Source organism: Streptomyces sp. ISL-99, from assembly GCF_018614005.1.
In the GTDB taxonomy this organism is placed as follows: domain Bacteria; phylum Actinomycetota; class Actinomycetes; order Streptomycetales; family Streptomycetaceae; genus Streptomyces; species Streptomyces flavidovirens.
Window position 1 is genome coordinate 74,435 of sequence record NZ_JAGGPC010000002.1, and the last position, 26,260, is coordinate 100,694.

The 26,260-nt window shown below is 71.7% G+C and carries 29 protein-coding genes; 12 read left to right on the forward strand and 17 right to left on the reverse strand.

The window, feature by feature from the left end; genetic code table 11:
- The first annotated feature begins 38 nt into the window (after positions 1-38).
- Positions 39-314 (forward strand): hypothetical protein, encoded by a 276-nt coding sequence (locus J7E91_RS00670; protein ID WP_214898146.1) that lies wholly within the window; start codon positions 39-41, stop codon positions 312-314.
- A gap of 123 nt (positions 315-437) precedes the next feature.
- On the opposite strand, the gene J7E91_RS00675 is transcribed toward J7E91_RS00670, so the two are convergent.
- Complete coding sequence (locus tag J7E91_RS00675; protein ID WP_214898147.1) at positions 438-1,214, reverse strand: alpha/beta hydrolase; 777 nt, start codon at positions 1,212-1,214, stop codon at positions 438-440.
- A gap of 103 nt (positions 1,215-1,317) precedes the next feature.
- Between J7E91_RS00675 and J7E91_RS00680 the strand changes: the two genes are divergently transcribed.
- On the forward strand, positions 1,318-2,472 hold the full coding sequence (locus tag J7E91_RS00680) for an adenosine deaminase (RefSeq protein ID WP_214898149.1): 1,155 nt from the start codon (positions 1,318-1,320) through the stop codon (positions 2,470-2,472).
- A 125-nt stretch (positions 2,473-2,597) separates the two neighbouring features.
- The gene (locus tag J7E91_RS00685) at positions 2,598-2,972 is read left to right on the forward strand and encodes an ATP-binding protein (protein ID WP_214898151.1); all 375 of its coding nucleotides are present in this window, start codon (positions 2,598-2,600) and stop codon (positions 2,970-2,972) included.
- 78 nt (positions 2,973-3,050) lie between these two features.
- Here J7E91_RS00685 and J7E91_RS00690 read toward each other — a convergent pair whose 3' ends face one another.
- From J7E91_RS00690 to afsQ1, 5 genes are all read right to left on the reverse strand, one after another.
- Entirely contained in the window at positions 3,051-3,251 is a 201-nt protein-coding gene (locus J7E91_RS00690; RefSeq protein WP_028812196.1) for a PspC domain-containing protein, read from the reverse strand.
- Between the two features lie 93 nt (positions 3,252-3,344).
- Positions 3,345-3,899: a VanZ family protein gene (locus J7E91_RS00695; protein ID WP_308375890.1), complete on the reverse strand. Its 555-nt coding sequence runs from the start codon at positions 3,897-3,899 to the stop codon at positions 3,345-3,347.
- A gap of 93 nt (positions 3,900-3,992) precedes the next feature.
- Positions 3,993-4,598, reverse strand: coding sequence for a hypothetical protein (locus J7E91_RS00700; protein ID WP_214898153.1), 606 nt, complete (start codon positions 4,596-4,598; stop codon positions 3,993-3,995).
- Positions 4,595-6,145: a HAMP domain-containing sensor histidine kinase gene (locus J7E91_RS00705; RefSeq protein WP_214898154.1), complete on the reverse strand. Its 1,551-nt coding sequence runs from the start codon at positions 6,143-6,145 to the stop codon at positions 4,595-4,597. The genes J7E91_RS00700 and J7E91_RS00705 overlap by 4 nt, the downstream gene beginning before the upstream one ends.
- Complete coding sequence (afsQ1, locus tag J7E91_RS00710; RefSeq protein WP_176733210.1) at positions 6,142-6,819, reverse strand: two-component system response regulator AfsQ1; 678 nt, start codon at positions 6,817-6,819, stop codon at positions 6,142-6,144. Before afsQ1 ends, J7E91_RS00705 begins: the two co-directional genes overlap by 4 nt.
- Positions 6,820-6,989: 170 nt before the next feature.
- On the opposite strand from afsQ1, the gene J7E91_RS00715 reads away from it, so the two are divergent.
- Entirely contained in the window at positions 6,990-7,745 is a 756-nt protein-coding gene (locus J7E91_RS00715) for a SigE family RNA polymerase sigma factor (protein WP_214898155.1), read from the forward strand.
- A gap of 168 nt (positions 7,746-7,913) precedes the next feature.
- On the opposite strand, the gene J7E91_RS00720 is transcribed toward J7E91_RS00715, so the two are convergent.
- Positions 7,914-8,549 (reverse strand): uridine kinase, encoded by a 636-nt coding sequence (locus J7E91_RS00720; RefSeq protein ID WP_251015002.1) that lies wholly within the window; start codon positions 8,547-8,549, stop codon positions 7,914-7,916.
- A 114-nt stretch (positions 8,550-8,663) separates the two neighbouring features.
- Here J7E91_RS00720 and J7E91_RS00725 point away from each other — a divergent pair, with 114 nt between their 5' ends.
- A complete protein-coding gene (locus tag J7E91_RS00725) occupies positions 8,664-9,077 on the forward strand; it encodes a hypothetical protein (protein ID WP_214898157.1) in 414 nt (137 codons plus the stop codon).
- Positions 9,078-9,143: 66 nt separating this feature from the next.
- Here J7E91_RS00725 and J7E91_RS00730 read toward each other — a convergent pair whose 3' ends face one another.
- The 3 genes from J7E91_RS00730 to deoC are packed head-to-tail and all read right to left on the reverse strand — an operon-like array spanning position 9,144 to position 12,443.
- Positions 9,144-10,040: an aldehyde dehydrogenase gene (locus J7E91_RS00730; protein WP_214898159.1), complete on the reverse strand. Its 897-nt coding sequence runs from the start codon at positions 10,038-10,040 to the stop codon at positions 9,144-9,146.
- Complete coding sequence (locus J7E91_RS00735) at positions 10,033-11,487, reverse strand: aldehyde dehydrogenase family protein (protein WP_214898160.1); 1,455 nt, start codon at positions 11,485-11,487, stop codon at positions 10,033-10,035. Before J7E91_RS00735 ends, J7E91_RS00730 begins: the two co-directional genes overlap by 8 nt.
- A gap of 5 nt (positions 11,488-11,492) precedes the next feature.
- On the reverse strand, positions 11,493-12,443 hold the full coding sequence (gene deoC, locus J7E91_RS00740) for a deoxyribose-phosphate aldolase (RefSeq protein WP_214898162.1): 951 nt from the start codon (positions 12,441-12,443) through the stop codon (positions 11,493-11,495).
- A 259-nt stretch (positions 12,444-12,702) separates the two neighbouring features.
- Between deoC and J7E91_RS00745 the strand changes: the two genes are divergently transcribed.
- Both J7E91_RS00745 and J7E91_RS00750 read left to right on the forward strand, forming a co-directional pair.
- Positions 12,703-13,302 (forward strand): hypothetical protein, encoded by a 600-nt coding sequence (locus J7E91_RS00745; protein ID WP_214898163.1) that lies wholly within the window; start codon positions 12,703-12,705, stop codon positions 13,300-13,302.
- An 87-nt stretch (positions 13,303-13,389) separates the two neighbouring features.
- A complete protein-coding gene (locus tag J7E91_RS00750; protein ID WP_214898164.1) occupies positions 13,390-14,025 on the forward strand; it encodes a PH domain-containing protein in 636 nt (211 codons plus the stop codon).
- Between the two features lie 265 nt (positions 14,026-14,290).
- Here J7E91_RS00750 and J7E91_RS00755 read toward each other — a convergent pair whose 3' ends face one another.
- From J7E91_RS00755 to J7E91_RS00770, 4 genes are all read right to left on the reverse strand, one after another.
- Positions 14,291-15,502, reverse strand: coding sequence for a glycosyltransferase family 39 protein (locus J7E91_RS00755; protein WP_214898165.1), 1,212 nt, complete (start codon positions 15,500-15,502; stop codon positions 14,291-14,293).
- A gap of 154 nt (positions 15,503-15,656) precedes the next feature.
- On the reverse strand, positions 15,657-17,309 hold the full coding sequence (locus tag J7E91_RS00760) for a phospho-sugar mutase (RefSeq protein WP_214898166.1): 1,653 nt from the start codon (positions 17,307-17,309) through the stop codon (positions 15,657-15,659).
- 291 nt (positions 17,310-17,600) lie between these two features.
- On the reverse strand, positions 17,601-18,431 hold the full coding sequence (locus tag J7E91_RS00765; protein ID WP_214898168.1) for a purine-nucleoside phosphorylase: 831 nt from the start codon (positions 18,429-18,431) through the stop codon (positions 17,601-17,603).
- 102 nt (positions 18,432-18,533) lie between these two features.
- Complete coding sequence (locus tag J7E91_RS00770; protein WP_028812183.1) at positions 18,534-18,971, reverse strand: gamma-glutamylcyclotransferase; 438 nt, start codon at positions 18,969-18,971, stop codon at positions 18,534-18,536.
- Between the two features lie 192 nt (positions 18,972-19,163).
- Between J7E91_RS00770 and J7E91_RS00775 the strand changes: the two genes are divergently transcribed.
- Positions 19,164-20,603, forward strand: coding sequence for an NAD(P)H-quinone dehydrogenase (locus J7E91_RS00775; RefSeq protein ID WP_214898170.1), 1,440 nt, complete (start codon positions 19,164-19,166; stop codon positions 20,601-20,603).
- A gap of 143 nt (positions 20,604-20,746) precedes the next feature.
- A complete protein-coding gene (locus J7E91_RS00780) occupies positions 20,747-21,721 on the forward strand; it encodes a DeoR/GlpR family DNA-binding transcription regulator (RefSeq protein WP_214898171.1) in 975 nt (324 codons plus the stop codon).
- A 20-nt stretch (positions 21,722-21,741) separates the two neighbouring features.
- On the opposite strand, the gene J7E91_RS00785 is transcribed toward J7E91_RS00780, so the two are convergent.
- Complete coding sequence (locus J7E91_RS00785; RefSeq protein WP_214898173.1) at positions 21,742-22,302, reverse strand: TetR/AcrR family transcriptional regulator; 561 nt, start codon at positions 22,300-22,302, stop codon at positions 21,742-21,744.
- On the opposite strand from J7E91_RS00785, the gene J7E91_RS00790 reads away from it, so the two are divergent.
- Entirely contained in the window at positions 22,301-22,534 is a 234-nt protein-coding gene (locus tag J7E91_RS00790) for a hypothetical protein (protein WP_214898175.1), read from the forward strand. The genes J7E91_RS00785 and J7E91_RS00790 overlap by 2 nt on opposite strands.
- Before the next feature lie 64 nt (positions 22,535-22,598).
- On the opposite strand, the gene J7E91_RS00795 is transcribed toward J7E91_RS00790, so the two are convergent.
- Positions 22,599-24,353, reverse strand: coding sequence for a biotin carboxylase N-terminal domain-containing protein (locus J7E91_RS00795; RefSeq protein WP_214898177.1), 1,755 nt, complete (start codon positions 24,351-24,353; stop codon positions 22,599-22,601).
- Positions 24,354-24,707: 354 nt separating this feature from the next.
- Here J7E91_RS00795 and J7E91_RS00800 point away from each other — a divergent pair, with 354 nt between their 5' ends.
- On the forward strand, positions 24,708-25,202 hold the full coding sequence (locus tag J7E91_RS00800) for a resistance to Congo red protein (RefSeq protein ID WP_214898178.1): 495 nt from the start codon (positions 24,708-24,710) through the stop codon (positions 25,200-25,202).
- A 57-nt stretch (positions 25,203-25,259) separates the two neighbouring features.
- Positions 25,260-25,511 carry a hypothetical protein gene (locus J7E91_RS00805; RefSeq protein WP_214898179.1) on the forward strand — a complete coding sequence of 84 codons (252 nt, stop codon included), beginning with the start codon at positions 25,260-25,262 and terminating at the stop codon, positions 25,509-25,511.
- A gap of 126 nt (positions 25,512-25,637) precedes the next feature.
- Here the strand turns inward: J7E91_RS00805 and J7E91_RS00810 are convergent, their stop codons facing one another.
- Entirely contained in the window at positions 25,638-26,252 is a 615-nt protein-coding gene (locus tag J7E91_RS00810; RefSeq protein ID WP_214898180.1) for a nucleoside triphosphate pyrophosphatase, read from the reverse strand.
- Between the last annotated feature and the right edge of the window lie 8 nt (positions 26,253-26,260).

Consider the following 26,260-nt stretch of genomic DNA (forward strand, 5'->3'; position numbering starts at 1 on the left):
GCGGCGCGGACGGCGGTGGCGGCGCTAGCGTCGAAGACATGCCTACGCCCACCACTCCGCAGCCCGACCGCTACACGGTGGAGATCAAGCCCCGGGCGGCCGATGCCGCCGGCCATCCCGACCATGGGTCCACGCTGCGGACGGCGGTCGTGGAAGCGACCGGCGGTACGGGGGCGTCCGGGTACCCCCGCTACGAGGGTGACGGCGTGGCGGCCGACATCGACCCCCGCACGCGCGCGGTGGAAGCGATCACCCTGGACGGCGCGGAGCTCCCCTACGGCTGGGTCGCCGAGGTGTCCCCACCGGAAGCGTGAGCGTGCGGGCCGCTGCGCGGGGCCTGTTCCCCACCCCGCCCCTTCCCGATCTGGGGCAAGCCCCAGATCGGGAAGGGGCGGGTCGGGGAAAGCCCCGCGCAGCGGTATCCGGGGCCGGGGGCGTTACCGGCGTAGTGCGTGGCCGAAGCCGGAGGCCAGGGGCATGCGCAGGCCCAGCGGCGGCGGCGCCGCCAACGCGTCGGCCACCGGCCGGGCGTACCCCCGGCCCAGAAGCGCGCCCAGCACGAAATCGGCCGCGAGCGCCAGCACCTCCGGCCGGTGCTGGCGCAGCGAGTGGCCGTCCGAGTGGACCTCGAAGCGGCACGTGTCGCGGTTGACCTTCTTCGCCCGCTCCGCCAGCCGGTACGACAGCTCCGGATCGGTACGTTCGTCGTTCGTGCCGTGCACGATCAGCACATGCCGCCCGGCCAGCTGCTTCACCGGCTCCTCCGCCGCCGCGACATCGTCGTCCGGCAGCCACGGCGCGAGCGCGAGCACGGAGTTGACGGCCGGATGGTCCGCCGCGTGCAGCGCCGCCCGGCCGCCCATGTCGATCCCCGCGAGGCACACCGGTACGTCGCCGTAGCGCCGTACGACCTCGTCCGCCGCCCACTTCGCGTCCGCCGCGAGCCGCGCGTCCGTACCGTTCCAGCCGCGGCCGCGGTAGCGCACGACGTGCGCGACGAGCCCCTCGCCCCGCCCCGCCGCGGCCAGACTCCGCGCCAGCGGCCGCACACCGGCGTACGCCAGCGGGGACGGTCCGCGCGCCGACAGCGGTTCGCCGGCGGGAAGCAGCAGGACCACACCGTGAACCGTGCGGTCACCGCCCCCGACCGCTCCGGCCGCTCCGACCGCCCGGCCCAACCGGGCCCCGGAAACCGGGATTGCTTCCTGTGCCATGACAGAGACAGTCTCAGAAGCGCAGGTGTACTCCACCCGTCCGCACGGTCACTGTTACGTATCGACAGAAGCGATCTACGCGCGTAGGCGCTAGAGTGCGCAGATGACGAGCGAGACCCCCAACACGCCCACCGCGGACCAGATCCGCCGCGCCCCGAAGGTGCTGCTCCACGACCACCTCGACGGTGGTCTGCGGCCCGGCACGATCATCGATCTCGCCCGCGACGCGGGTTACGACGCCCTTCCCGAGACCGACGCCGACAAGCTCGGCATCTGGTTCCGCGAGGCCGCCGACTCCGGCTCGCTGGAGCGTTACCTGGAGACCTTCGCGCACACCTGCGCCGTCATGCAGACGCGTGACGCGCTGTTCCGCGTCGCCGCCGAATGCGCCGAGGACCTCGCCGAGGACGGTGTCGTCTACGCCGAGATCCGGTACGCCCCCGAGCAGCACCTGGAGCAGGGGCTGACCCTCGAAGAGGTCGTCGAGGCCGTCACCGACGGCTTCCGCGAGGGCGAGCGCCGCGCGAAGGCGAACGGCCACCGGATCAGGGTCGGCGCGCTGCTGACCGCGATGCGGCACGCCGCCCGCGCCCTGGAGATCGCCGAGCTCGCCAACCGCTACCGCGACAACGGCGTCGTCGGCTTCGACATCGCCGGCGCCGAGGCGGGCTTCCCGCCCACCCGCCACCTCGACGCCTTCGAGTACCTCAAGCGCGAGAACAACCACTTCACGATCCACGCCGGTGAGGCCTTCGGGCTCCCCTCCATCTGGCAGGCACTCCAGTGGTGCGGCGCCGACCGGCTCGGTCACGGCGTACGCATCATCGACGACATCGAGGTCGCGGCCGACGGCAGCGTCAAGCTGGGCCGCCTCGCCGCGTACGTGCGTGACAAGCGCATCCCGCTGGAGATGTGCCCGACGTCCAACCTCCAGACGGGCGCGGCCGACTCGTACGCCGCACACCCCATCGGGCTGCTGCGCAAGCTGCACTTCCGTACCACGGTCAACACCGACAACCGGCTGATGAGCGGCACCAGCATGAGCCGCGAGTTCGAGCACCTGGTCGAGGCTTTCGGTTACACGCTCGACGACATGCAGTGGTTCACAGTCAATGCGATGAAATCAGCATTCATTCCTTTCGACGAACGCCTTGCCATGATCAATGACGTGATCAAGCCCGGATATGCCGAGCTGAAATCCGAATGGCTGTTCCGGCAGACCGTCACGACCAGCGGTTCTTCCTCCGCCCGAGGCTGAGTACGCCGCACCCGAGGCGGCCGGGAACGTCATTCCCGGCCGCCTCGGGTGTTTGCGGCGGAGACGGGGCGTGGCTAGCTTGCAGAGCCGCTTCCCCATTCCCCGTTTGCGAGGACGTTTTCTTCATGAAGCAGTCTGCTGCCAAGACCCTCGGTGCCGCCGCCCTCGGTGCTGCCTTCGCCGCTGCCGCCGCCGGCAGCGCCTCCGCCGCGCCGGTCGCCCCGGCCGTGCCCGACCTCACGGGCGCGGTCAGCTCCGCCACCACGACGCTGCCCGCGCAGGACGTCGTCGGCAAGCTCCCCGGCGGCGCCCCCGAGGCTCTGACCGGCGGGACGAGCACGCTCACGGGATCCGCCCTCACGCTGCCGACGACCGCCACCGAGGCCGTGGCCAAGGCGCAGGCGGCCGACGGGAAGGGCGGGTCCGGCAGCGCCGACCCGGTCAAGGGCCTGCTCGGCGGCCTGCCCGCCGGCACCGTTCTGCCGGGTCTCGGCGGCTGACGCACCCGCTCGGCGCAGCGACGCACCGCGCACGAAGGNNCCTTCGTGCGCGGTGCGTCGCTCGTTCGTACGCCGCCCTTACCAGGCGGTCTTCGTCGTCTTCTCGCCGGGCAGGAACACCCACAGCGCCAGGTACAGCAGGAACTGCGGCCCGGGCAGCAGACACGAAGCCACGAAAATCACTCGCATCGTGGTCGCCGAGGTACCGAAGCGCCGTGCCAGCGCAGCGCACACTCCACCGATCACTCGGCCGTTACGGGGGCGGACAAGGGCTGTCATGGCGGGCTCCTCGCGAGCTGGTCCGGGGGGTCACTTCCGGTGTGCCTCCCGATACCTCCATACTGCTCGCCGAGAACGGTTCAAAGCGTCCCTCTACGGGGCGATCCCGACCCTGGGAATCGTCCGGGTAGGCCCCTGAGACACCTCGTCCCGGCGCAGGACCCGGTCCTTTCCCGGTGCCCGCCGCTGCAGGCGGCGCAGCCGCGCCCGCCCCATCGGTACGACCGCCAGATGCGCCAGCGCCACCCCGGCCGTGTTCAGCAGCAGCGAGTCCACATCGACGACCCGGCCGGGCACCCCGGTCTGGAGCAGCTCGATCCCCAGCGAGAAGAGCGTCCCCGCCAGCGCCGTACGGGCCAGCGAGGCCACCGGCGACACGTACAGCCGGCCCCCCGCCATCGGCAGCAGTACGCCCAGCGGCGCCAGCAGCAGAAGCCCCTCGCAGATCCGTCGCGCCGCCCGGGCGGGACCGAGCGCCAGATCCGCCTCGATGCCGGCCAGCGGCTGGAAGTTCGGTGCGGTCACCCAGGGGACGTCCAGGGGGCGCAGCGTCAGTAACGCTACGAGCAGCAGATGCGCGACGAGGAGTAAGCCTCCCGTCGCGCGGAGGCGGATGATGACGGCACTGCCGTCCGAGCCATGTCGCACGCCCCCCAAGACGCGGGCACCGGTGGGATCGGTTCCGCCCCAGCGGCAGTGTGACGAGCCAGGCACACACACCGGCCGGACGGATCCGGCGGATCAGCGCGAAGGACGGATCTCACCCAGCGTCGGCAGCACCGATTCGGGCCTGGCCTTGAGCGCCGCCGTGCACTGGTAACCGCGCACCGGGTTGTCGGAAGGGCCGCCCAGCACCACCGACCGGTCGGGGCCGGCCGCCGCGCTGTCCGCGTACGTACAGACGATCTGCGCCAGCGCGTGGGTGGGCAGGTCCTCCGGCTCGCTGCTCAGTCGCAGCGCGTCGCGGGGATCACCCTTGCGGCCCCTGGAAACGGCCAGTGTCTCCCGTACATCAGTGGTGAAACCCGCCTGCTTCTCCTCGTCCGAGGGCTCCTTCTTGAGCTCGGCGAGGAGCGTCTGCGCGACCCGCACCCGGTCGGACAGCTTCTCCTCGGGTATCCGCACCGCCCGGTCCACCGGGACCAGCTGCGCCCCGCAGACCAGATACACCTGGAGCGGTACGCCGGAGGCACCCTCGCCGGCGGGCTCCTGTTCCGACAGCTCGCACGGCACCCGGGACGGGGCGGCGCCCGCGTCGACCGGCACCGAAGTGGTCCGGATCCCGCACCCGGCGAGCGCGGCGCAGAGCGCGGCGAGGGCCGTGAGACGGGTCAGCCTGCGCTTCACTGGCCGTCGCCCTCCTGTCCGTCCCGCACGCCGTCGTCCCCTCCGTCGTCGTCCCCGTCCGCGTCCGCCGTCCGCGACACGTCGAGCGGCAGCCGCAGGACGAAGACGGCGCCGCCCTCGGGCGAGTTCGACGCGGTGATGTCCCCGCCGTGGATGTGCGCGTTCTCCATGGCGATGGACAGGCCGAGCCCGCTGCCCTCGGAGCGCGGCCGCGACGCGCTCGCCTTGTAGAAGCGGTCGAAGACGTGCGGCAGTACGTCCTCGGGGATGCCGGGCCCGTGGTCCCGTACCTCGATCAGCAGCTCGTGGTCGACGGGCCGCACCGACACCCGCACCGGGGAGCCCCCGTGCTTGAGCGCGTTCCCGATCAGGTTCGCCAGGATCACGTCCAGTCGGCGCGGGTCGAGGCGCGCCATGATGCCGCGCTCGGCATCGAGATCCACCGCGTCCAGCCACGCGCGGGCGTCGATGCAGGCGGTCACCTGGTCGGCCACGTCGACGTCGTCCAGGACGAGCCGGGCCGTACCCGCGTCGAAGCGGGTCACCTCCATGAGGTTCTCCACCAGGTCGTTCAGCCGCCTCGTCTCGCTCACCACGAGGTGCACGGCGGGCGCGATCATCGGGTCGAGGCTGTCCGCCTCGTCCTCCAGGACCTCCGCCACCGCCGTGATCGCGGTCAGCGGCGTCCGCAGTTCGTGCGACATGTCGGCGACGAAGCGGCGGCTCGACTCCTCCCGCGCGCTCATGTCCGCGACCTTCTTCTCCAGCGACTCCGCGGCCTTGTTGAACGTCCGCGACAGATCGGCCAGTTCGTCCGTCCCCGACACCCGCAACCGCGTGTCGAGCTTGCCCTCACCGAGGCGCCGCGCCGCGTCCCCGAGCCGCTGCACGGGCTTGAGCACGGTCGTCGCGGCCGCCTGCGCGAGCAGCGCGGAGCCCAGCAGGGCGAGCGCGGTGGCGATCGCGAGGGACCAGGCCAGCGAGTTGAGGTCGTCGCGCTCCTGCTCCAGGGACGTGACCATGTAACCGGTGGGCCCGCCGCCGATCACCTTCGTACCCGCCACCAGGGACGGCTTACCCTTCGGGCTGATGCGCACCCAGTACAGGTGGTACGGAAACTCGTTGGCCTCCGTGACCTTCTGCCGCCGGTTCACCGCGTCCTGAAGCTCCCGCGGTACGTCCTTCAGCGTCAGGACATCGCTGTCCGAGGTGACCGCGATCGGCTTGCCCGGCTCCCGCTCGTCCACCAGCAGCACGCTGTAGCCGGGGCTGCCCCCCGCTGCCATCTGCGTCGCCGCCGCCTGGAGTTCGGCCTGCGTCGGCCGCAGCGGCAGCGTGGCCGCGCGGTTCTGCATCTCCTGGCGGAAGCTGCTCAGCGCCGCGTCCTGGGTACGGGTCAGTACGGCCTCGCGGTTGAGCCAGTACGCGATGCCCGACGCCGAGACGGCAGCCGTCAGCGCCACCAGGGCGAAGACGACGACGAGCCGCAGCCGCAGACTGGTCCAGCGCGGCCCCGCCTGCGGGGATTTCTCCGGGGCAGCGCTCACGAAGGCGAGTCCAGCCGGTAGCCGACGCCACGGACCGTACGGATGAGAGTCGGCGACGACGGTACGTCCTCGACCTTGGCCCGCAGCCGCTGAACGCACGCGTCGACCAGCCGCGAGTCACCGAGGTAGTCGTGCTCCCACACCAGCCGCAGCAACTGCTGCCGGGACAACGCCTGTCCGGGGCGGCGGCTCAGCTCCAGGAGCAGCCGCAGTTCGGTCGGCGTGAGCTGAAGGTCCTCGCCGTTCTTGGTGACCGTCATCGCCGACCGGTCGATCGTCACGTTGCCGAAGACGGCGGCGTCATTGGCCTCCCGCTCGCCCCGCCGCAGTACCGCGCGGATACGGGCGTCGAGGACCCGCCCCTGCACCGGCTTGACAACGTAGTCGTCGGCCCCGGACTCCAGGCCCACCACCACGTCGATGTCGTCGCTGCGCGCGGTCAGCAGGATGATCGGCAACTGGTCGGTGCGCCTGATGCGACGGCACACCTCGAACCCGTCGATGCCGGGCAGCATCACGTCCAGCACGATCAGATCCGGCCGCTGCTCGCGCAGCAGTTTCAGGCCGTCCTCTCCCGTCGCCGCGGTGGCCACTCGGTGGCCCTGGCGTGACAGCGAGAGTTCGAGGGCCGTGCGGATGGCGTCGTCGTCCTCGATCAGCAACAGGAAAGGCACAGAGGTCATTCTGGCCCATGGGCAAGGGCGAGTTCGACAGTTGGGCCACTCGCATCGCGCTCCGGTCCCTGTGACAGGCCTGTGACAGTCGGCGGACACCGCCATGAAACTGGCCCGGCAAGCTCATTGGCACACGGACAGCAACGGACTCCATTGACGGGGGGCGCGAGATGAACGCACTGCACAGCACCACCTCCAGCGCAGTTGTCACGCGTCTCCACGACATCACGAGGAGCACCGAGAAGTCCGGTGCCGTGGGCGGCGGACGGGGGTGCGCTCGCGGCATCGGACGCCAGCGCACGCAGCCTTTGCACGTGGCCGCGGTGCCGGACACTTCCGTGGGGGGCAACGGGGGATACGGGGGAGCGGCGTACCGGGAGGCCACGGGGGAAGGCACTTCGGTGTCGGAGGCGGAGTTCACCGCCTACGTCCAGGAGCGCCGCGCCTCCCTGTACGCGACCGCCTACCACCTGACCGGGGACCGGTACGAGGCCGAGGACCTGCTGCAGAGCGCCCTCTTCTCGACGTACCGCGCCTGGGACAGGATCAGCGACAAGGCGGCGGTCGGCGGCTATCTGCGCCGCACCATGACGAACCTGCACATCAGCGCCTGGCGCAGGCGCAAGCTCAACGAATACCCGACCGAGGAACTGCCGGAGACGGCGAACGACACGGACGCGATGCGCGGCACCGAACTGCGCGCCGTGCTCTGGCAGGCGCTCGCCCGGCTGCCCGAACTCCAGCGCACGATGCTGGTCCTGCGGTACTACGAGGGCCGCACCGACCCGGAGATCGCGGACATCCTCGACATCAGTGTCGGCACGGTCAAGAGCAGTATCTGGCGCTCCCTGCGCCGGCTGCGCGAGGACGAGGTCCTCAGCTTCGGCCGTGACGAGGAAGAGTCCTTCGGCGAGCTGGTGGCCTGAAGGTAACGGGGGATACGGAAGCCGCCGTTTCGGGGGAGACGGCGGAGCACGGGGGAAGCGCGGCGGGGCCGTACAGGCGGGGGAGCCTGTACGATCCCGCCGCGCTGTGCTTGTGGGGGTGGGGGTGCGGGTGGCGGAGCGCCGCAGGCGCCTTCTGCCCTTCGCCGGCTAGCGCACCGCCGGTGTACGGTGGCGGCCCGCCGCGGCGGCCGTGAGGCGGCCCAGCGCCTCCGCCTTCGCGCAGGGGTACGCCCCGAGCGCCGTCTGGCGCCCCACGATCGCCCGCTCGGCCCGCATCAGCCGCCAGCCCCTGCGCAGCAGGAACGGCACCGACTTGCGCCCCTCCCGAAGATCCCGCAGCAGCCGCCGCCGGAAGGTCGTCGCCGGACGCCCGCGCAGACAGAGCGCGTCAGCGAGTACGCCCAGCTCCTGGCAGCGCGCCACGACGTCCGCCGCGAAGATCCCCTCCGCCACGAACAAGGGGGTGCGCTCGATGTCCAGCGCTTCCTTGTCCACGATGGAGCTGGTGGCGATGGAGTACACCGGGACGGTCGTACGCCCCGTACGGCACAGCTCCTCGATCGCCGCCACGGCGGCGTCCGCGTCCCAGGACAGCGGGGAGTCCCAGTCGATGTCCGTGCTGCCCTCCACCCGCGGGAGCGTGGGATCGTCGCCCTCTTTGTAGAAGTCGTCGAGGCGCAGCACGGGCAGGCCCGAACGGGCGGCCAGCGACGACTTTCCGGAGCCGGAGGGACCGGTCAGCAGGACGACGCGCGTGGGTATGGGGGATGAACTCACGGGCAACCATTCTGCGGCATTGAGCCGGTCGGGGGACCCCACGGGAGAGACGTTGGTATCGAGCGTCACACCTCAACTACTCTGCGTGGACACTTGATTACTCACTCAGGCGGGAATCCCATGGCACGTCACGCACACCCCAAGTCCCAGCGGAGCGCTCTGCTGCGCGCAGGTCTGGCCGTCACCGCGGCCGGTGCGGCCCTTGCCGCGGGCGGTGGTGCGGCGCAGGCCGCACCGGCGCCGAAGGAGGCCGCGATCGACACACCTCTGCAGCACCTCCATGCGGAGAAAACGATGGAGGCCCTGGCCGGCGGGCTCGGGGCCGCGGCCGCCGGCGGTGTCGGCCCGGTCAAGGACTCCCACCTGAACCCGCTCGCCGGGACGGGCGTGGACCCCCTGGACAACGGACTGAGCACGCAGGTCGTCGACTTCCAGCCGGTCACCACGGCGGCGGCCACCACCCCGCTCACGCAGGACGACACGCTGCGGAAGCTGCCGCTGGTGGGTCCGGTGACGGGTGTGCTGCCGGGCTGACCCGGCAGCCGGGGACACGGACGGGCCCGTACCGCCGGTCGGCGATACGGGCCCGTCCGCATGGGGTCAGTAGGCGGAGCCCGACGCGCCCAGCGTGCCCGTCGGATGCCAGACCGTCTTCATTTCGAGGAAGGCCGTCAGGCGGTGCGTGCCCTGGTCGGCCGACCAGTCCCCGTCCACAGGCTGTGGACGCAGAACCCGCTTGAGGTTGTCCGCGGCGGCGATCTCCAGATCGCGCGCCAGGTCGGCGTCCGCGCCCGTCAGGTCGATCGCGTTGACGTCCTGGTGCGAGGCGAGCGGGGCCGCGATCTCGCGCGTACGCCCGGTCAGGATGTTGACCACACCGCCCGGCAGGTCGGACGTGGCCAGCACCTCGCCGAGGGAGAGCGCCGGCAGCGGGGACTTCTCGGAAGCGATGACGACGGCCGTGTTGCCCGTCGCGATCACGGGGGCGATCACCGAGACCAGGCCCAGGAAGGACGATTCCTGGGGCGCCACGACGGTGACGACACCCGTGGGCTCGGGGGTGGACAGGTTGAAGAACGGGCCCGCCACCGGGTTCGCGCCGCCCACGATCTGGGCGATCTTGTCGGTCCAGCCCGCGTACCAGACCCAGCGGTCGATGGCCGCCTCGACGACCTCCGCCGCCTTCGACTTGGACAGGCCCTCCGCGTGCGCCACCTCGTGCACGAACTGGCTCTTGCGGCCCTCCAGCATCTCGGCGACGCGGTAGAGGACCTGGCCCCGGTTGTACGCCGTCGCACCCGACCACGCGCCGAACGCCTTGCGGGCGGCGACGACCGCGTCACGGGCGTCCTTGCGGGACGCGAGGGGGGCGTTGGCCAGCCACTTGTCCTTTGAGTCCGTCACTTCGTACACCCGGCCGCTCTCGGAACGGGGGAACTTGCCCCCGACGTACAGCTTGTAGGTCTTGAGGACACTCAGACGGTTGGTGTCAGACATCGAGGTATGCCTCCAGGCCGTGACGGCCGCCTTCGCGGCCGAAGCCCGACTCCTTGTAGCCGCCGAAGGGCGAGGTCGGGTCGAACTTGTTGAACGTGTTGGCCCAGATCACGCCCGCGCGAAGCTTGTTCGCGACCGCGAGGATCCGCGAGCCCTTCTCCGTCCAGATGCCGGCGGACAGGCCGTACTGGCTGTTGTTGGCCTTGGCGACGGCCTCGTCGGGCGTACGGAACGACAGCACCGAGAGCACCGGGCCGAAGATCTCGTCGCGCGCGACGGTGTGCGCCTGCGTGACGCCCGTGAAGAGCGTCGGCGCGAACCAGTAGCCGGAGGAGGGCAGGTCGCAGGGCGCCGACCAGCGCTCGGCGCCCTCCGCATCGCCGGTGTCGGCGAGCGCGGTGATACGGGCGAGCTGCTCGGCGGAGTTGATGGCGCCGATGTCGGTGTTCTTGTCCAGCGGGTCGCCCAGGCGCAGCGTGGAGAGCCTGCGCTTGAGGGAGTCGAGCAGCTCGTCCTGGATCGACTCCTGGACCAGGAGGCGCGAGCCCGCGCAGCAGACCTGACCCTGGTTGAAGAAGATGCCGGTGACGATGCCCTCTACGGCCTGGTCGATGGGGGCGTCGTCGAAGACGATGTTCGCGCCCTTGCCGCCGAGTTCGAGGGTGACCTTTTTCGACGTACCCGCGACCTGGCGGGCGATCGCCTTGCCTACGGCCGTGGAGCCCGTGAAGGCGACCTTGTTGACGTCCGGGTGCTCGACGAGTGCGGCGCCCGCCTCCCCGTAACCGGGAATGATGTTGACGACGCCCTTGGGCAGGCCCGCCTGGCGGCAGATGTCCGCGAAGAACAGGGCGGAGAGGGGGGTCGTCTCGGCCGGCTTCAGGACGACCGTGTTGCCGGTGGCGAGCGCCGGGGCGATCTTCCACGCGAGCATGAGGAGGGGGAAGTTCCAGGGGATGACCTGGCCCGCGACGCCGAGCGGGCGCGGGTTGGCCCCGTACCCCGCGTGGTCGAGCTTGTCGGCCCAGCCCGCGTAGTAGAAGAAGTGCGCGGCGACCAGGGGGAGGTCCGCGTCGCGGGTCTCCTTGATCGGCTTGCCGTTGTCGAGGGTCTCCAGGACGGCCAGCTCGCGCGAGCGCTCCTGGATGATCCGCGCGATACGGAAGAGGTACTTGGCGCGCTCGGAGCCGGGCAGCGCCGACCACTTGTCGAACGCCTTGCGGGCCGCCTTCACGGCGCGGTCGACGTCCTCGGCGCCCGCGCGGGCGACCTCGGAGAGAACCTCCTCGGTGGACGGCGAAATGGTCTTGAAGACCTTGCCGTCGGCCGCGTCGGTGAACTCGCCGTCGATGAACAGGCCGTACGACGGGGCGATGTCCACTACCGAGCGGGACTCGGGAGCGGGTGCGTACTCGAATGCGGGTGCGGGTGCGGATGCGGATGCCATGGTGATCAGTCCACCGTCACGTAGTCGGGACCGGAGTAACGGCCGGTGCTCAGCTTCTGCCGCTGCATCAGCAGGTCGTTCAGCAGCGAGGACGCGCCGAAGCGGAACCATTCGTTGGTGAGCCAGTCCTCGCCGACCGTCTCGTTGACCAGCACCAGGAACTTGATCGCGTCCTTGGTGGTGCGGATGCCGCCGGCCGGCTTCACGCCGATCTGGATTCCAGTCTGCGCCTTGAAGTCGCGTACGGCCTCAAGCATCAGCAGGGTGTTCGGCGGCGTGGCGTTCACCCCGACCTTGCCGGTGGAGGTCTTGATGAAGTCGGCGCCCGCCAGCATGCCGAGCCACGAGGCGCGGCGGATGTTGTCGTACGTCGACAGCTCGCCGGTCTCGAAGATGACCTTCAGGCGGGCCTTGTCGCCGCACTCGGCCTTCACGGCCAGGATCTCTTCGTAGACCTTCAGGTAGTGACCGGAGAGGAAGGCTCCTCGGTCGATCACCATGTCGATCTCGTCGGCTCCGGCCTCTACCGCGTCGCGTACGTCCGCGAGCTTCACCGGGAGCGCGGCGCGGCCGGCCGGGAAGGCGGTGGCGACCGAGGCGACCTTGATGCCGGTGCCGGCCAGGGCTTCCTTGGCTGTGGCCGCCATGTCCGGGTAGACGCAGATCGCGGCGACGCGCGGCGTCGTGCGGTCGGTCGGGTCGGGATTGGCGCCCTTGGCGCAGAGCGCCCGGACCTTGCCCGGGGTGTCCGCGCCTTCGAGCGTGGTCAGGTCGATCATCGAGATGGCCAGGTCGATGGCGAACGCCTTCGACGTGGTCTTGACCGAACGGGTGCCGAGGGATGCGGCGCGCGCTTCGAGGCCGACGGTGTCTACGCCGGGGAGCCCGTGCAGGAAGCGGCGCAGCGCACCGTCGGACGCGGTCGCGTCGGCGAATGCGGGTGCAGTGGTGGGCATGGTCACCACTGCAGCATATCTACGCGCGTAGCGACCTGTACAGCCCCCGAGCTCGGCTTCGGTCCCCGCCTGCCGCGACGACGGGAGGAGTGATCTCTGTCGCACGCCGGTGACATGGAGCAGACGACTCCACCACATGCCGTCCATAGATTCAGCCATGCAGCCCGCCGCCCCTCATGGCCCCACACGACCGAGGGAGGCGGCATGCGACTCTCACCGGCCTTCCGCCGGTCCGCATCTCTCTGACCAGGAGACCCGCATGTCGAGCCCGAACTTCCGCCGTCGTACCGCCGTCCGCGCCCTGACCACCGGGGCTCTGGCCGCCGCCCTCCTCGCCCCAGCGGCCACGGCCGTCGCGGCCGGCCCGGCCGGGCCCTCGACCGCCGTGTCCGCCCGCACCTTCACGTCCGCCGCCGAAGCGGCGGCCAGGGCGAAAGCGGCCACCCCGGTCCGTGTCCAGAAGCTGGTCGACGGCAGCACCGCCAGGATCTTCAAGCTGGGCGCCCGCCACTACCGCATGGACAACGTCTCCCGCGACGGCTACCTCGTCGGGACCCTCGTCGCGAGGAACGCCGACGCGGGTGGCCAGCACAACGGCATGTTCGTCGTGCTGACGGCCGACGGCGACGTCGTCTCCTGGGTCGGCCGCGAGCACTACGGGGCGGGTTCGTTCGCGCTGCCCGACGGCAGCACCGCCAAGGTCGCCAAGGTGGCGGCGGGCCACTTCACCCTGAAGATCGTCCACCAGGGGCGGGTCATGGCGACGCTGGTCGCCAACCAGCGCGACGCGGCCGTGAACGCCAACGGGATGTACATCGTCCTGAACCCCGACGGCACTCACAGCGCGTGGATCGGCTGACGCCCGGATAACCGTGGCGGCGGGGGCGTTGCCGTAACGCAATGTTCCCGCCGCTCCCGGTCGTCGCGGTTCAGGCAGAATCACCTCATGACAAGCAGCCCCAAACCGCCCGCCGAGCCGTCGTACGCCGACCGGGTCTTCCGGTCGTCCTCCGCCCTCGCCGGTGGAGTCCTGGTGCTTCTGCTGGCCGCGTGGGTCGGCGGCGACGCGCTGGTGCGCGGTGAGGGCCGTACGCCGTGGGCAGCCGTGGCGGGGCTGCTGTTCGCCGTACCGCTGGTGGTGGCCTTCACGCTGCGGCCCGCCGTCTTCGCCAACGACGACCGGCTCCGGATCCGCAACCCCTTCCGTACGATCACGCTGCCCTGGGGGGCGGTCGAGGGCGTACGGGCCGGTTACTCCAGCGAGGTGTTCGCGGGCGGCAAGAAGTACCAGCTGTGGGCGATCCCCGTGTCGCTGCGGCAGCGCAAGCGCGTCGCCCGTCAGCAGGCCAGGCAGGCGTCGGACGACCCGTACGGCAGGACGTCCGCGACCGCCGACGTCACCGACGCGCGGGCGCGCCGGGCGCCGGCCGACCAGACCGTCGACGACCTGCGCGAGCAGGCGGAGCGGTGCGCGTCGCGGCCGACAGCGCAGGGCGAGCCGGTCGTGCGCTGGGCGTACGAGATCCTCGCGCCGTGTGTGGTGGGGGCCGTGGCGCTTGTGGTGCTGTTCGCCACTGGGTGAGGGTGGTGCGGCGGGGGTCGGGGGCCCGCGCTTCGGGGTCGGTGCCGCGCCGGGGCGTCTCCTCGGGCGTCGAACGTTCGGGTAGGTGGTGGTTCGTTCGCGGTGGTTGCGTTCAACGCCCTGCGGGGAGCGCCCCGGCACGTCCCCTCCCCGGTGGCGTGGCAGGTGAGGCGGGGGTGGGGGCGGTGCATGTGCCTCGGTGGTCTTGCGGGGAGCGCCCGGCACGATCCCTTCCCCGGCGGCGTGGCTTGTGCGGCGGGGTGACCTACGGCGGGCCCGGCCAGATCAGTTGCATGTATGCGCCGAACCACACCGACGAGAGCGCTGTGCCGCCCACTACTAGGGCTCCGGTGAGCCGCCTGGCCCGCGCCACCGCCAGCGCGACCGGCAGCAGCAGGGGGAAGCCGGGGACCAGGAAGCGGGCGCGCGGGAAGTAGACGCCGCCGCTGCCGAGGACGACCAGGAGCAGTACGCCGGTGAAGACCATCAGAGGCAGCGGCAACCGTTCGGCGGCGCACAGCAGGAACAGGGCCACGGCCAGGAACAGCACCAGCGTCACCACCACCAGGAACAGGTGCGGCTTCGCCTGGTAGAGCAGCAATTGCCGCATCTCGCGCAGCGTGTCCGCCCCGCCGTCCCACTCGTTGAGCCACAGCTTCTGTACGGCGAGGTAGCCGTCCCAGCGGCCGAGCCGCAGGCCCACCCAGGCGACGTAACCGGACCACCCCAGCGGCGCGATCAGTCCGGCGGCGAGCACGGCGGGGCGCGGTCTCCCTTTGTTCCGCCAGGAACGGAACAGCGCGACCGCCGCGGCCACCGACACCGCCGCGGCGACCGCAACCCCGGTGGGCCGGGTCAGGCCGGCGAGCGCGGCGAGGGAGCCGGCCCACAGCCAGCGGCCGGTGAGGACGGCGTACAGGGACCAGGCCGTCAGCGCTGTGAACAGCGACTCGGTGTAGCCCATCCACTGGACGACCGCTGCCGGCATGCAGCCCCAGAGGACGGCCAGCAGGGTGCCGACGCGGCGGCCGTACAGCCGGTCGCCGATGGCGAAGACGCCCCAGGCCGCGACGAGCGAGCAGGCGACGGCGAGCAGCACGCCGACGCTGGCGCGCGAGCCCGGCGTGACGCCCGCGACGGCCTTGACGAGCACCGGGTAGAGGGGGAAGAACGCCAGGTTGTTGGCGTTGTGGGCGGTGCCGAGGGCGGAGTCGTAACCGCTGTCGGCGATCTCCAGGTACCAGCGCGAGTCCCACGAGGTGGCGAGGGCGGGCCACAGGCCGTGCCCCTTCAGGTGGGCCCACTGCGCGAGGACCAGCACGCCCAGGAGGCGTACGGCGACGTATCCGGCCAGGGCGGGGGCGGCCCGCCGCAGGGACGTGGCGAGCCGGCCGCGGGTTCCTTCGTACGGGCGCCGGGCGGCCGGGACGGCCGTGCGGGACCGGGCGGCGGTCGCCGGGGGTGCGGTCGGGGGCACTGCGACAGCTCCTGGGACTCGGCGGGGGATACCGGGTCACCCTTCCTCGCGTGATTGGGCGAGGGCACGGGGCGCTGCGTCAACTGCCGTACGCAAACCACTCGTCCGGGCGGTCGGCCCCAGGGCAGGGAACCGGCCGCCCGGACGCGGCGGTTCAGATGCCGGCCGCCGCCGACAGGTCGCGCTTGATCGCGGCGAGGATGCCCTCGGCCCGCTCCTTGGCCGTCGCCAGCTCGCTCGCCCCGGCGACCGGGACGACGGCCTCCAGGTAGCACTTGAGCTTGGGCTCGGTGCCGCTCGGCCGGACGATCACGCGGGCCTTCACCTCACCGTTGAGGTAGTAGCGCAGGCCGTCGGTGGGCGGAAGCTTGTCCGTGCCGCGTGTCAGGTCCTCGGCGGAGGTCACGGTCAGGCCCGCGAGGGAGGTGGGCGGCTGGGCGCGCAGCCGGGCCATCGCGTCGGCGATCACCGTCAGGTCCTGGACGCGGACCGACAGCTGGTCGGTGGCGTGCAGGCCGTGCTCTACGGCGAGGTCGTCGAGCAGGTCGAGGAGCGTGCGGTCCTGGGACTTCAGGACGGAGGCCAGCTCGGTGACGAGGAGCGCCGCCGTGATGCCGTCCTTGTCGCGTACGCCCTCGGGGTCGACGCAGTAGCCGAGGGCCTCTTCGTAACCGTAGCGCAGACCGTCGACGCGGGCGATCCACTTGAAACCGGTCAGGGTCTCCTCGTACGGCAGACCTGCGGCGGCGGCGATCCGGCCGAGGAGGGACGACGACACGATCGACTCGGCGAACGTGCCGCTCGCGCCCTTGTGGACCAGGTGGGCGGCGAGCAGTGCGCCGACCTCGTCGCCGCGCAGCATCCGCCAGTCGTCCGTGCCGGGCAGGGGCACGGCGACGGCGCAGCGGTCGGCGTCCGGGTCGTTCGCGATGATCAGGTCGGGCTGCGCGCGGCGGGCGGTGGCGAAGGCCAGGTCCATGGCCCCCGGCTCCTCCGGGTTGGGGAAGGCGACCGTGGGGAAGTCCGGGTCCGGCTCGGCCTGCTCGGCCACCTGCACGGGCTCGGGGAAGCCGGCGCGGGCGAAGGCGGCCGTCAGGACCTCCTTGCCGACGCCGTGCATGGCCGTGTAGACGACGCGGGCGGTGCGGGGGGACCCCGGGGTCAGGACCTCGTCCGTACGGGCGAGGTAGGCCTCCAGGACCTCCTCGTTGAGGGTGAACCAGCCGGTGTCCGGGCGCGGTACGTCGGCGAGGGACGCCACGGCGTCGATCTCGGCGGCGATCTCCGCGTCGGCGGGCGGCACGATCTGCGAGCCGTCGCCGAGGTAGACCTTGTAGCCGTTGTCGCGGGGCGGGTTGTGGCTCGCGGTCACCTCGACACCGGCGACGGCACCCAGGTGCCTTATGGCGAAGGCCAGTACGGGAGTGGGCAGCGGGCGGGGCAGGAGGGCGGCGCGCAGGCCGGCGCCGGTCATCACGGCGGCGGTGTCGCGGGCGAAGTCGGCGCTCTTGTGGCGGGCGTCGTAACCGATGACGACGAGGCCGTCGGTCCGGCCCTTGGCCTTGAGGTACGCGGCGAGGCCGGCGGCGGCGCGGATGACTACGGCGCGGTTCATCCGCATGGGGCCCGCGCCGAGTTCTCCGCGGAGGCCTGCCGTGCCGAACTGGAGTGTGCCGGCGAAGCGCGCGGCGAGCTCGCCCAGATCCCCGGCTTCGATGAGCTTGCCGAGTTCGTCGCGGGTCTCGCTGTCCGGGTCCTCGGCCAGCCAGGCCCGCGCCCGTGCGATGAGCTCCTGCTCCTGCTGCACGATGTGGTCACCTCTCGTGTGTGGTGCGATGCGATTCGCCTGCGGCGGGCTTGTTCCCCACCCCGCCCCTTCCCGAACTGGGGGCAAGCCCCCAGACCCCCGGACGCCCTTCGGGCGTGTCCTCAAACGCCGGACGGGCTGGATGTGCCGCGCAGCGGCAACTCTCAGCCCCTCCGGCGTTTGAGGAGCGGGGTCTGGGGCGGAGCCCCAGTTCGGGAAGGGGCGGGGTGGGGAAAAGCCCCGCAGGGCCGGGTCCGGGGCGGAGCCCCGCGGGGTGGGCCTGGGCCGGGGTCAGATGCGTTCGAGGACCTGGGCCAGGAGGGCGCCCATGCGGGTGGCCGAGTCGCGGCCCGCCTGGAGGACTTCCTCGTGGTTCAGCGGTTCGCCCGTCAGGCCCGCGGCCAGGTTGGTGACCAGCGAGATGCCGAGCACCTCCGCACCCGCCTCACGCGCGGCGATGGCCTCCAGGACCGTGGACATGCCGACCAGGTCGCCGCCCATCACGCGGACCATGTTGATCTCGGCGGGTGTCTCGTAGTGCGGGCCGGGGAACTGGACGTACACGCCCTCCTCCAGGGTGGCGTCCACCTCCTTGCACAGCGCGCGCAGGCGCGGCGAGTACAGGTCCGTCAGGTCCACGAAGTTCGCCCCGATGATCGGCGAGGTGGCCGTCAGGTTGATGTGGTCGCTGATCAGGACCGGCTGGCCGGGGCGCATGCCCGGACGCAGGCCGCCGCAGCCGTTCGTGAGGACGATGGTCTTGCAGCCGGCGGCGACGGCGGTACGGACGCCGTGCGAGACGGCGGCGACACCGCGGCCCTCGTAGTAGTGCGTACGGCCGAGGAAGACCAGGGCGCGCTTGTCGCCGATCTTGTACGAGCGGACCGTGCCCGCGTGTCCGGCGACGGCCGGCGGCGGGAAGCCGGGCAGCTCGGTGACCGGGAACTCGTGCTCGGGCGCGCCCAGCGCCTCGGCGGCCGGCACCCAGCCCGACCCCATGACGAGGGCGACGTCGTGGGTCTCGGCGCCGGTCAGCTCACGCAGGCGGGCGGCGGCGGCGTCGGCTGCCGCGTGGGGGTCGGCGAAGCCGTCGGTGGGGGCGGGGGTAACAGATGCGTTCACGCCGACGAGGGTAACCGCTCTTCCCCTACGCGCGTAGATGTCACTGCTTACGGTGTTGCGATCGTTGCTTTGTCGGATCGGACAAAGGCACCCGCAAGGCCCTCAGCAGGGGCGCTTGCGCAGCTCCATGACGTAGTCGTGCGGCGCGCCCGCCGACTCCGCCGCGTCGGCGATTTCCCCCAGGTAGCGGGCGGAGGGAAGCCCGCCCTCGTACCCGTTCAGGACGTACACCCAGGTCGGCTCCTCGCCGTCCAGCGTGTGCACCCGCACCCGCATCCGCCGGTAGATGTCGAGTCCGACACCTTCCCAGCGGTCCATGGAGTCCTCGTCCATCGGAGCGATGTCGTAGAGCGCGACGAAGACCTGCGAGCGCGGGGCCTCCACGATGGTGGCGAGCGCGCCCTCCCAGCCCATCGACTCGCCGCCGAAGGTCAGCCGCCAGCCGTTGAGCCAGCCGGTCCCGCGCAGCGGTGAGTGCGGTGCGCGGCGCGTCATCAGCCGCGCGTCGAGGTTGCCGGCGTACGCGGCGTAGAGCGACATGTGATCGAGGGTACGGGAGGGGGTGGGGCGGCGGGGGCAGCAGAGCGGTGCGGCCGGATGGAGGCCCCGGGGCGAAGCACCTTGAAGCGTGCGGGACAATGGAGTACGTACTGCATTCCCCCCGGGCGATCCCCGGATCCCCGGCCGAGCGGGCAGGCGGGCCGGGATTGACAATGCGAGGCGGACTTTTTCGTGACCCGGATCGTGATCATCGGTGGCGGACCCGGCGGATACGAGGCGGCCCTGGTAGGCGCCCAGCTCGGCGCGGAGGTGACGGTAGTCGACAGCGACGGTCTGGGCGGGGCGTCGGTGCTCACCGACTGCGTACCGTCCAAGACTCTGATCGCCACGGCTGAGGTGATGACGACCTTCGACTCTTCGTACGAGGAGTTGGGCATCATCGTGGCCGACGACACGCCGCACGTGGAGCAGGCGGCCCGCGTGGTCGGCGTCGACCTGGGCAAGGTCAACCGCCGTGTGAAGCGCCTCGCGCTCGCGCAGTCCCACGACATCACCGCGTCCGTCACGCGTGCGGGCGCGCGCGTGCTGCGCGGCCGGGGCCGGCTGGAGGGCCAGCAGGGCGCCGACGGCTCGCGCACGGTCGTCGTCACGTACAGCGACGGCAACGAGGAGCGCCTCACCGCCGACGCCGTACTGATCGCGACCGGCGGGCACCCGCGCGAGATCCCCGACGCGCTCCCGGACGGCGAGCGGATCCTGAACTGGACGCAGGTGTACGACCTGAACGAGCTCCCCGAGGAGCTCATCGTGGTCGGCTCCGGTGTCACGGGCGCCGAGTTCGCCGGCGCGTACCAGGCGCTCGGCTCGCGCGTCACCCTCGTCTCCTCGCGCGACCGCGTGCTGCCGGGTGAGGACCCGGACGCCGCCGCGGTCCTGGAGGACGTCTTCCGGCGCCGCGGCATGAACGTCATGGCGCGCTCGCGCGCCGAGTCCGCCAAGCGGGTCGGCGACCGGGTGGAAGTGACCCTCTCCGACGGGCGTGTCATCAGCGGTACGCACTGCCTGATGGCCGTCGGCGCCATCCCGAACACCGCGGAGATGGGCCTGGAGGAGGCCGGGGTCCGGCTGCGGGACTCGGGCCACATCCTGACCGACAGGGTTTCGCGCACCAGCGCGCCCGGCGTGTACGCCGCGGGTGACGTCACCGGGGTGTTCGCGCTCGCTTCCGTCGCGGCCATGCAGGGCCGGATCGCGATGTACCACTTCCTCGGTGACGCGGTGACCCCGCTGAACCTCAAGACCGTATCGGCGAACGTCTTCACCGACCCCGAGATCGCGACGGTCGGCTACAGCCAGTCCGACGTGGACTCGGGCAAGATCGAGGCGCGCGTGGTGAAGCTGCCGCTGCTGCGCAACCCGCGCGCCAAGATGCAGGGCATCCGCGACGGCTTCGTCAAGATCTTCTGCCGTCCCGGTACGGGCATCGTGGTCGGCGGCTGCGTCGTCTCGCCGCACGCGAGCGAGCTGATCCACCCGATTTCGATCGCGGTCGACAACAACCTGACCGTGGAACAGATCGCGAACGCGTTCACGGTGTACCCGTCCCTGTCGGGATCGATCGCCGAAGTCGCACGGCAGCTGCACACCCGCAAGACGTCCGCCGAGGCGTAACGGGCGGGGCGGCGGGGCGCTCACGCGGCCTACGCATCCGGCGTACGCCGCGTATACCACTCCGCCCCGCAGTTTGCGTACAACTTCTGTTATTCGGCGCAAACTGCTGAGAACTATCGGCTGCTGGGGTTACTGTCAGTTTCGTGTTCGCTGCAGAACGTCGTCAATTGATCCTCGAAATGGTGCGCGCCAACGGGGCTGTATCGCTCCGTGAGCTCGCCCGCGTCGTCCAGACCTCCGAAGTGACCGTACGGCGGGACGTGCGGGCACTGGAGGCAGAAGGACTCCTCGACCGCCGGCACGGCGGTGCGGTACTGCCGGGCGGATTCACGCGGGAGTCCGGCTTTCCGCAGAAATCCCATCTCGCGACCGCGGAGAAGACGGCCATCGCCGACCTCGCCGCGGGACTCGTCGAAGAGGGCGAAGCCATCGTCGTCGGCGCCGGGACGACCACGCAGGAGCTGGCCAGACGGCTCGCCCGGGTCCCCGGGCTCACCGTCGTCACCAACTCCCTGCTGGTGGCCCAGGCGTTGGCGCACGCCAACCGCGTCGAGGTCGTCATGACCGGCGGCACACTGCGCGGTTCCAACTACGCGCTGGTCGGCAGCGGGGCCGAGCAGTCCCTCCAGGGGCTGCGGGTCTCCAGGGCCTTCCTCTCCGGCAGCGGGCTGACCGCCGAGCGCGGCCTGTCCACCTCCAACATGCTGTCGGCGAGCGTCGACAGGGCGCTGGTGCAGGCCGCCGCCGAGGTGGTGGTCCTCGCGGACCACACCAAGCTCGGCACCGACACCATGTTCCAGACGGTGCCCACCGACGTGATCACGCGCCTGGTCACCGACGAGCCGCCGCCGCACGATGACCGTGCGGCGACCGAGCTGCAGGCCCTGGCCGATCAGGGAGTGCAGATCGCCGTCGCGGGGCCGGGGGCGGCGGGCTCCGGGGGTGACGGCGTCCCGACCGGGCGCCAGCCCCGTCGCGACATGCCCCTGCCCGGCCAGCGGCGTACGCATCCGGGCGGTCCGGGGGGCGGTGCGCAACTGCGCAGCGCCGGATCGCTGGCGGAGCCGCAGCCGGGACCGGCCGAGCGGGCGCGCGTCGCCGACATGCGCCGCCGCTGAAGCAGGCGGCGGTTACGTCGTTACGTCGCCGCTGTCTCCGCCCGCAGGCCCTTCAGCGTCAGCGTCAGCAGACGGTCGGCCAGCTCCGGGTCGTCCGGGGCCTGTTCGGCGGCCAGCGCGATGGCGTTCGTCAGCTGCATCAGATCGCCGATCGACACGTCGGGCCTGACCGCGCCGCTCTCCTGAGCCCGTACGAGCAGCCGCTCACCGGCGGCGTTCATCGGCGTACTGCACCGCGCCAGGGCCGAACTCCTGTCGCGCGAGGCCGACATGAGTTCGCGCGCCAGACCCCGGTACTCACCCGCATGAGTGACGATGTCGCGCAGCCAGGTGACGAGCGCCGAGCAGGGCGCCTCGCTGTCCGCGAGTTCACGGGAGTGGGCGAGGAGTTCGTCGACGGCGCCCTGGAAGACGGCGCTCATCAGGGCGTGCCGGGTGGGGAAGTGCCGGTAGAGGGTGCCGATGCCCACTCCGGCGCGGCGCGCGACGTCTTCCAGCGAGGCGTCGGTGCCGTGCTCGGCGAAGGCGGTACGTGCCTCCGCCAGCACGCGCTCGTAGTTGCGCCGGGCATCGGCCCGCATGGGCCGCACACCCGCCGCCGACGCGGACCCCTGCCGCGCCTCCACCCCGGGCCCGGAGGCCGACGCAGGCCCGGCCCCGGGCGCTGAAGCGCGCGCCGGCCGGGACCCCGGCCCGGACGCCGACGGCGGCCGGGGCGTCGGCGCTCCCGGTGCCCCCGGCGGCTGTCGTCTGCTCGTCGCCATGGCCCTGCCCTTCTCCTGCTCCGGTCTCCAGGATGCCATTGCGAGCTGAGGGCCCCGCCGGTGTCGGCGGGGCCCTCAGCTCGGGTACGGCTCTGTCTGCCTGCGGCCGGACGTCAGTCCTTGATCTCGCAGATGACGGCGCCGGAGGTGACGGACGCGCCGACCTCGGCGGCCAGGCCCTTGACGGTGCCGGAGCGGTGCGCGTTCAGCGGCTGCTCCATCTTCATGGCCTCCAGGACGACGACGAGGTCGCCCTCCTTGACCTCCTGGCCCTCCTCGACCGCGACCTTGACGATCGTGCCCTGCATGGGCGAGGCGAGGGTGTCGCCGGAGGCGGCGGGGCCGGACTTCTTCGCGGCCCGGCGCTTGGGCTTGGCGCCGGCGGCCAGGCCGGTCCGGGCCAGGGACATGCCCAGCGAGGAGGGCAGCGAGACCTCCAGGCGCTTGCCGCCGACCTCGACGACGATGGTCTCGCGGCCGGACTCGTCCTCGTCCGCGTCCGCGCCCGGCACGGTGTAGGCCGGGATCTCGTTGACGAATTCCGTCTCGATCCACCGTGTGTGGACCCTGAAGGGGTCGGAGGTGAACGCCGGGTCCGCGACGACCGCGCGGTGGAAGGGGATGGCCGTGGCCATGCCCTCGACGTTGAACTCCGCGAGCGCACGCGCGGCACGCTGGAGCGCCTGCTCACGGGTGGCGCCGGTGACGATCAGCTTGGCGAGCAGGGAGTCCCACGCCGGGCCGATGACCGCGCCGGTCTCGACGCCCGCGTCCAGGCGGACACCGGGGCCGGACGGCGGCGCGAAAGCGGTCACCGTGCCGGGGGCGGGCAGGAAGCCGCGGCCCGGGTCCTCGCCGTTGATGCGGAACTCGATGGAGTGCCCGCGCACGGCCGGGTCGTCGTAACCGAGCTTCTCGCCGTCGGCGATGCGGAACATCTCGCGGACCAGGTCGATGCCGGTGACCTCTTCGGAGACCGGGTGCTCGACCTGAAGGCGGGTGTTGACCTCCAGGAAGGAGATCGTGCCGTCGACGCCGACGAGGAACTCGACGGTGCCGGCACCGACGTAACCGGCCTCCTTGAGGATGGCCTTCGACGCGCGGTACAGCTCCGCGTTCTGGGCCTCGCTCAGGAACGGCGCCGGGGCCTCCTCCACCAGCTTCTGGTGGCGGCGCTGGAGCGAGCAGTCACGGGTGGAGACGACCACGACGTTGCCGTGGGCGTCGGCCAGACACTGGGTCTCGACGTGACGCGGCTTGTCGAGGTAGCGCTCGACGAAGCACTCGCCGCGGCCGAAGGCGGCTACGGCCTCGCGCACTGCGGAGTCGTACAGCTCCGGGACCTCTTCGAGCGTACGGGCGACCTTCAGGCCGCGGCCGCCGCCGCCGAACGCCGCCTTGATGGCGATCGGCAGGCCGTTCTGCTCGGCGAACGCGACGACCTCGTCGGCGCCCGAGACCGGGTCCGGCGTACCGGCGACGAGCGGGGCGCCCGCGCGCTGGGCGATGTGCCGGGCCGCGACCTTGTCGCCGAGGTCACGGATGGCCTGCGGCGGCGGGCCGATCCAGGTCAGCCCGGCGTCGAGTACGGCCTGGGCGAACTCGGCGTTCTCGGAAAGGAAGCCGTAGCCGGGGTGAACGGCATCTGCCCCCGAATCCTTGGCGGCCTGGAGCACCTTGGCCATGTCCAGGTAGCTGGCGGCCGGGGTGTCACCGCCCAGAGCGAACGCCTCGTCGGCCGCGCGGACGTGCAGAGCGTCCCGGTCCGGATCGGCGTAGACGGCTACGCTCGCGATCCCGGCATCCCGGCAGGCCCGAGCAACGCGGACAGCGATTTCGCCTCGGTTGGCGATGAGCACCTTGCGCACGATTGGCTCCCTCCTTGAAACAAGCTGAGTTTAGGGACTGCCGACACGGACCTACGACCCATCCCCAATGGTGAGCTTGCCCACACGGAGCGTGATACGAGTCTCGCTCGAGTCGCGAATTCCCTTGTCGCACCACGGTACGACGGGTTCCTTCACCGCACAGTAGCCCTCAGGTGTGGCGCAGGTCTCTGTCCGGCCGACCAGTGGGGCGGCAGCTTTCTTTGTCGACTCCCTACGAACGGCCGAATGATTCTTTGCCCTCGGACCGGCGACGTCCGCCCCCTTGTACAGAGGATTACCCGTTAGTAGCGTTTGGCGCGTCGCGTTCGTACTAGGGGTAACAGCCGGAAGAGGGTGGGCGCCGTGGCGCGCAGACCGATAGCTGCCGCGGCTGCGGCCGTGCTGTTCGTCGAAGCCGTCGGGATCGTGTTCGTCCACTGGATCCTCGGCAAGGTCGTCAGCGGCCAGTCGATGTCCCTCGCCGGTCTGGACCCCGACGTGATGTCCACGTCGACGCTGGTGATGGGCGGCGGCTTCGGTCTCTACCTGGTGACGTGCGGCGTCGTCCTGCTGCGCGCCGCGCTGTCGGACCGTGCGCCGGGCCGCCTCGGGCGGATCCTGCTGATCACGTGCGCGGTGGTGCACGGGGTGCTTGGGGCGCTGTGCGTCGGGCTGGTCGGCTGGGCCGCGTTCGTCGTGCTGATGGCCGCCCTCGGTCTGATCGTCCTGTCGGTCATCGCGTACGGGAAACGGGACGAGCGGCAGGGTGCTGATGGTGTCGCGGGCCCCGGGGACGCTTCGGGCGCCGCGCCGGCCGGGCCGGAGAACGGGGCCCCCGCGCCGGCCTGACGGGCGGGCGGCGGCCGGCGGGCGGGCGACTCAGAACGCGAACCGTGGCGCCTCGCGGTGGCGAACTGGCTGGCCCGCAACCGGGGGATCAGGGTGGACGCCGGTGAGGTCCTCGTCACCTCCGGCACCGCCCAAGGGCTCGGGCTGCTGGCGCAGGCGCTCCGGGACGACGGGATCCGCGCGATGGCGGTGGAGGACCCGGGGCCGCTCGGGGCGCGGCACCACCTGCACGACCGGCAGTTGGAGACCCCGCCGGCGCGCGATTCGGCGACACCGGGCTGGCGGCGGCGGCGCTCGCGCGCGGCGTGAAGGTGCAGCCGCTGTCGTGGCACAGGCAGCGCGCCGGTCACCCCGGCCTTGTGCTCGGTTACGCCGCGACGCCGCCGGGCGGGATCGCGGAGGGAGTCGCCACGCTGGGAGAGGCCTTGTCCGAGGTCACGCCCAGAGGGCGGTGATCGGCGTCCCCAGCTCACCGAGCAGGCGGCGCAGGAGCGGCAGCGACAGGCCGATGACGTTGCCGGGGTCGCCGTCGATGCCGTCGATGAACGGGGCCGAGCGGCCGTCGAGGGTGAAGGCGCCGGCGACGTACAGGGGCTCGCCCGTCGCGACGTACGCGGAGATCTCGGCGTCCGTCGGCTCGCCGAAGCGGACCGTGGTGGACGCGGTGGCGGAGGCGCGGCGGCCGGTGGCGGTGTCGATCACGCAGTGGCCGGTCCGGAGGATGCCGGACCGGCCGCGCATGGACTTCCAGCGGGCGGTGGCGTCCTCGGCGTCGGCGGGCTTGCCGAGAGCCTGGCCGTCCAGCTCCAGTACGGAGTCGCAGCCGATGACGAGGGCGTCGGCGGCCTCGGGGCGGGCGGCGACGGACGCGGCCTTGGCCTCGGCCAGTACGAGCGCCAGCTCGCCCGGCGTGGGCGCGGTGATCGCGTCCTCGTCGACGCCACTGACGACCACCTCGGGGGCGAGCCCGGCCTGACGGAGGAGCCCGAGGCGGGCGGGGGAGGCGGAGGCGAGAACGAAGCGGCGGCGCGGAGCAGTCATGCGGTTCATCGTACGAG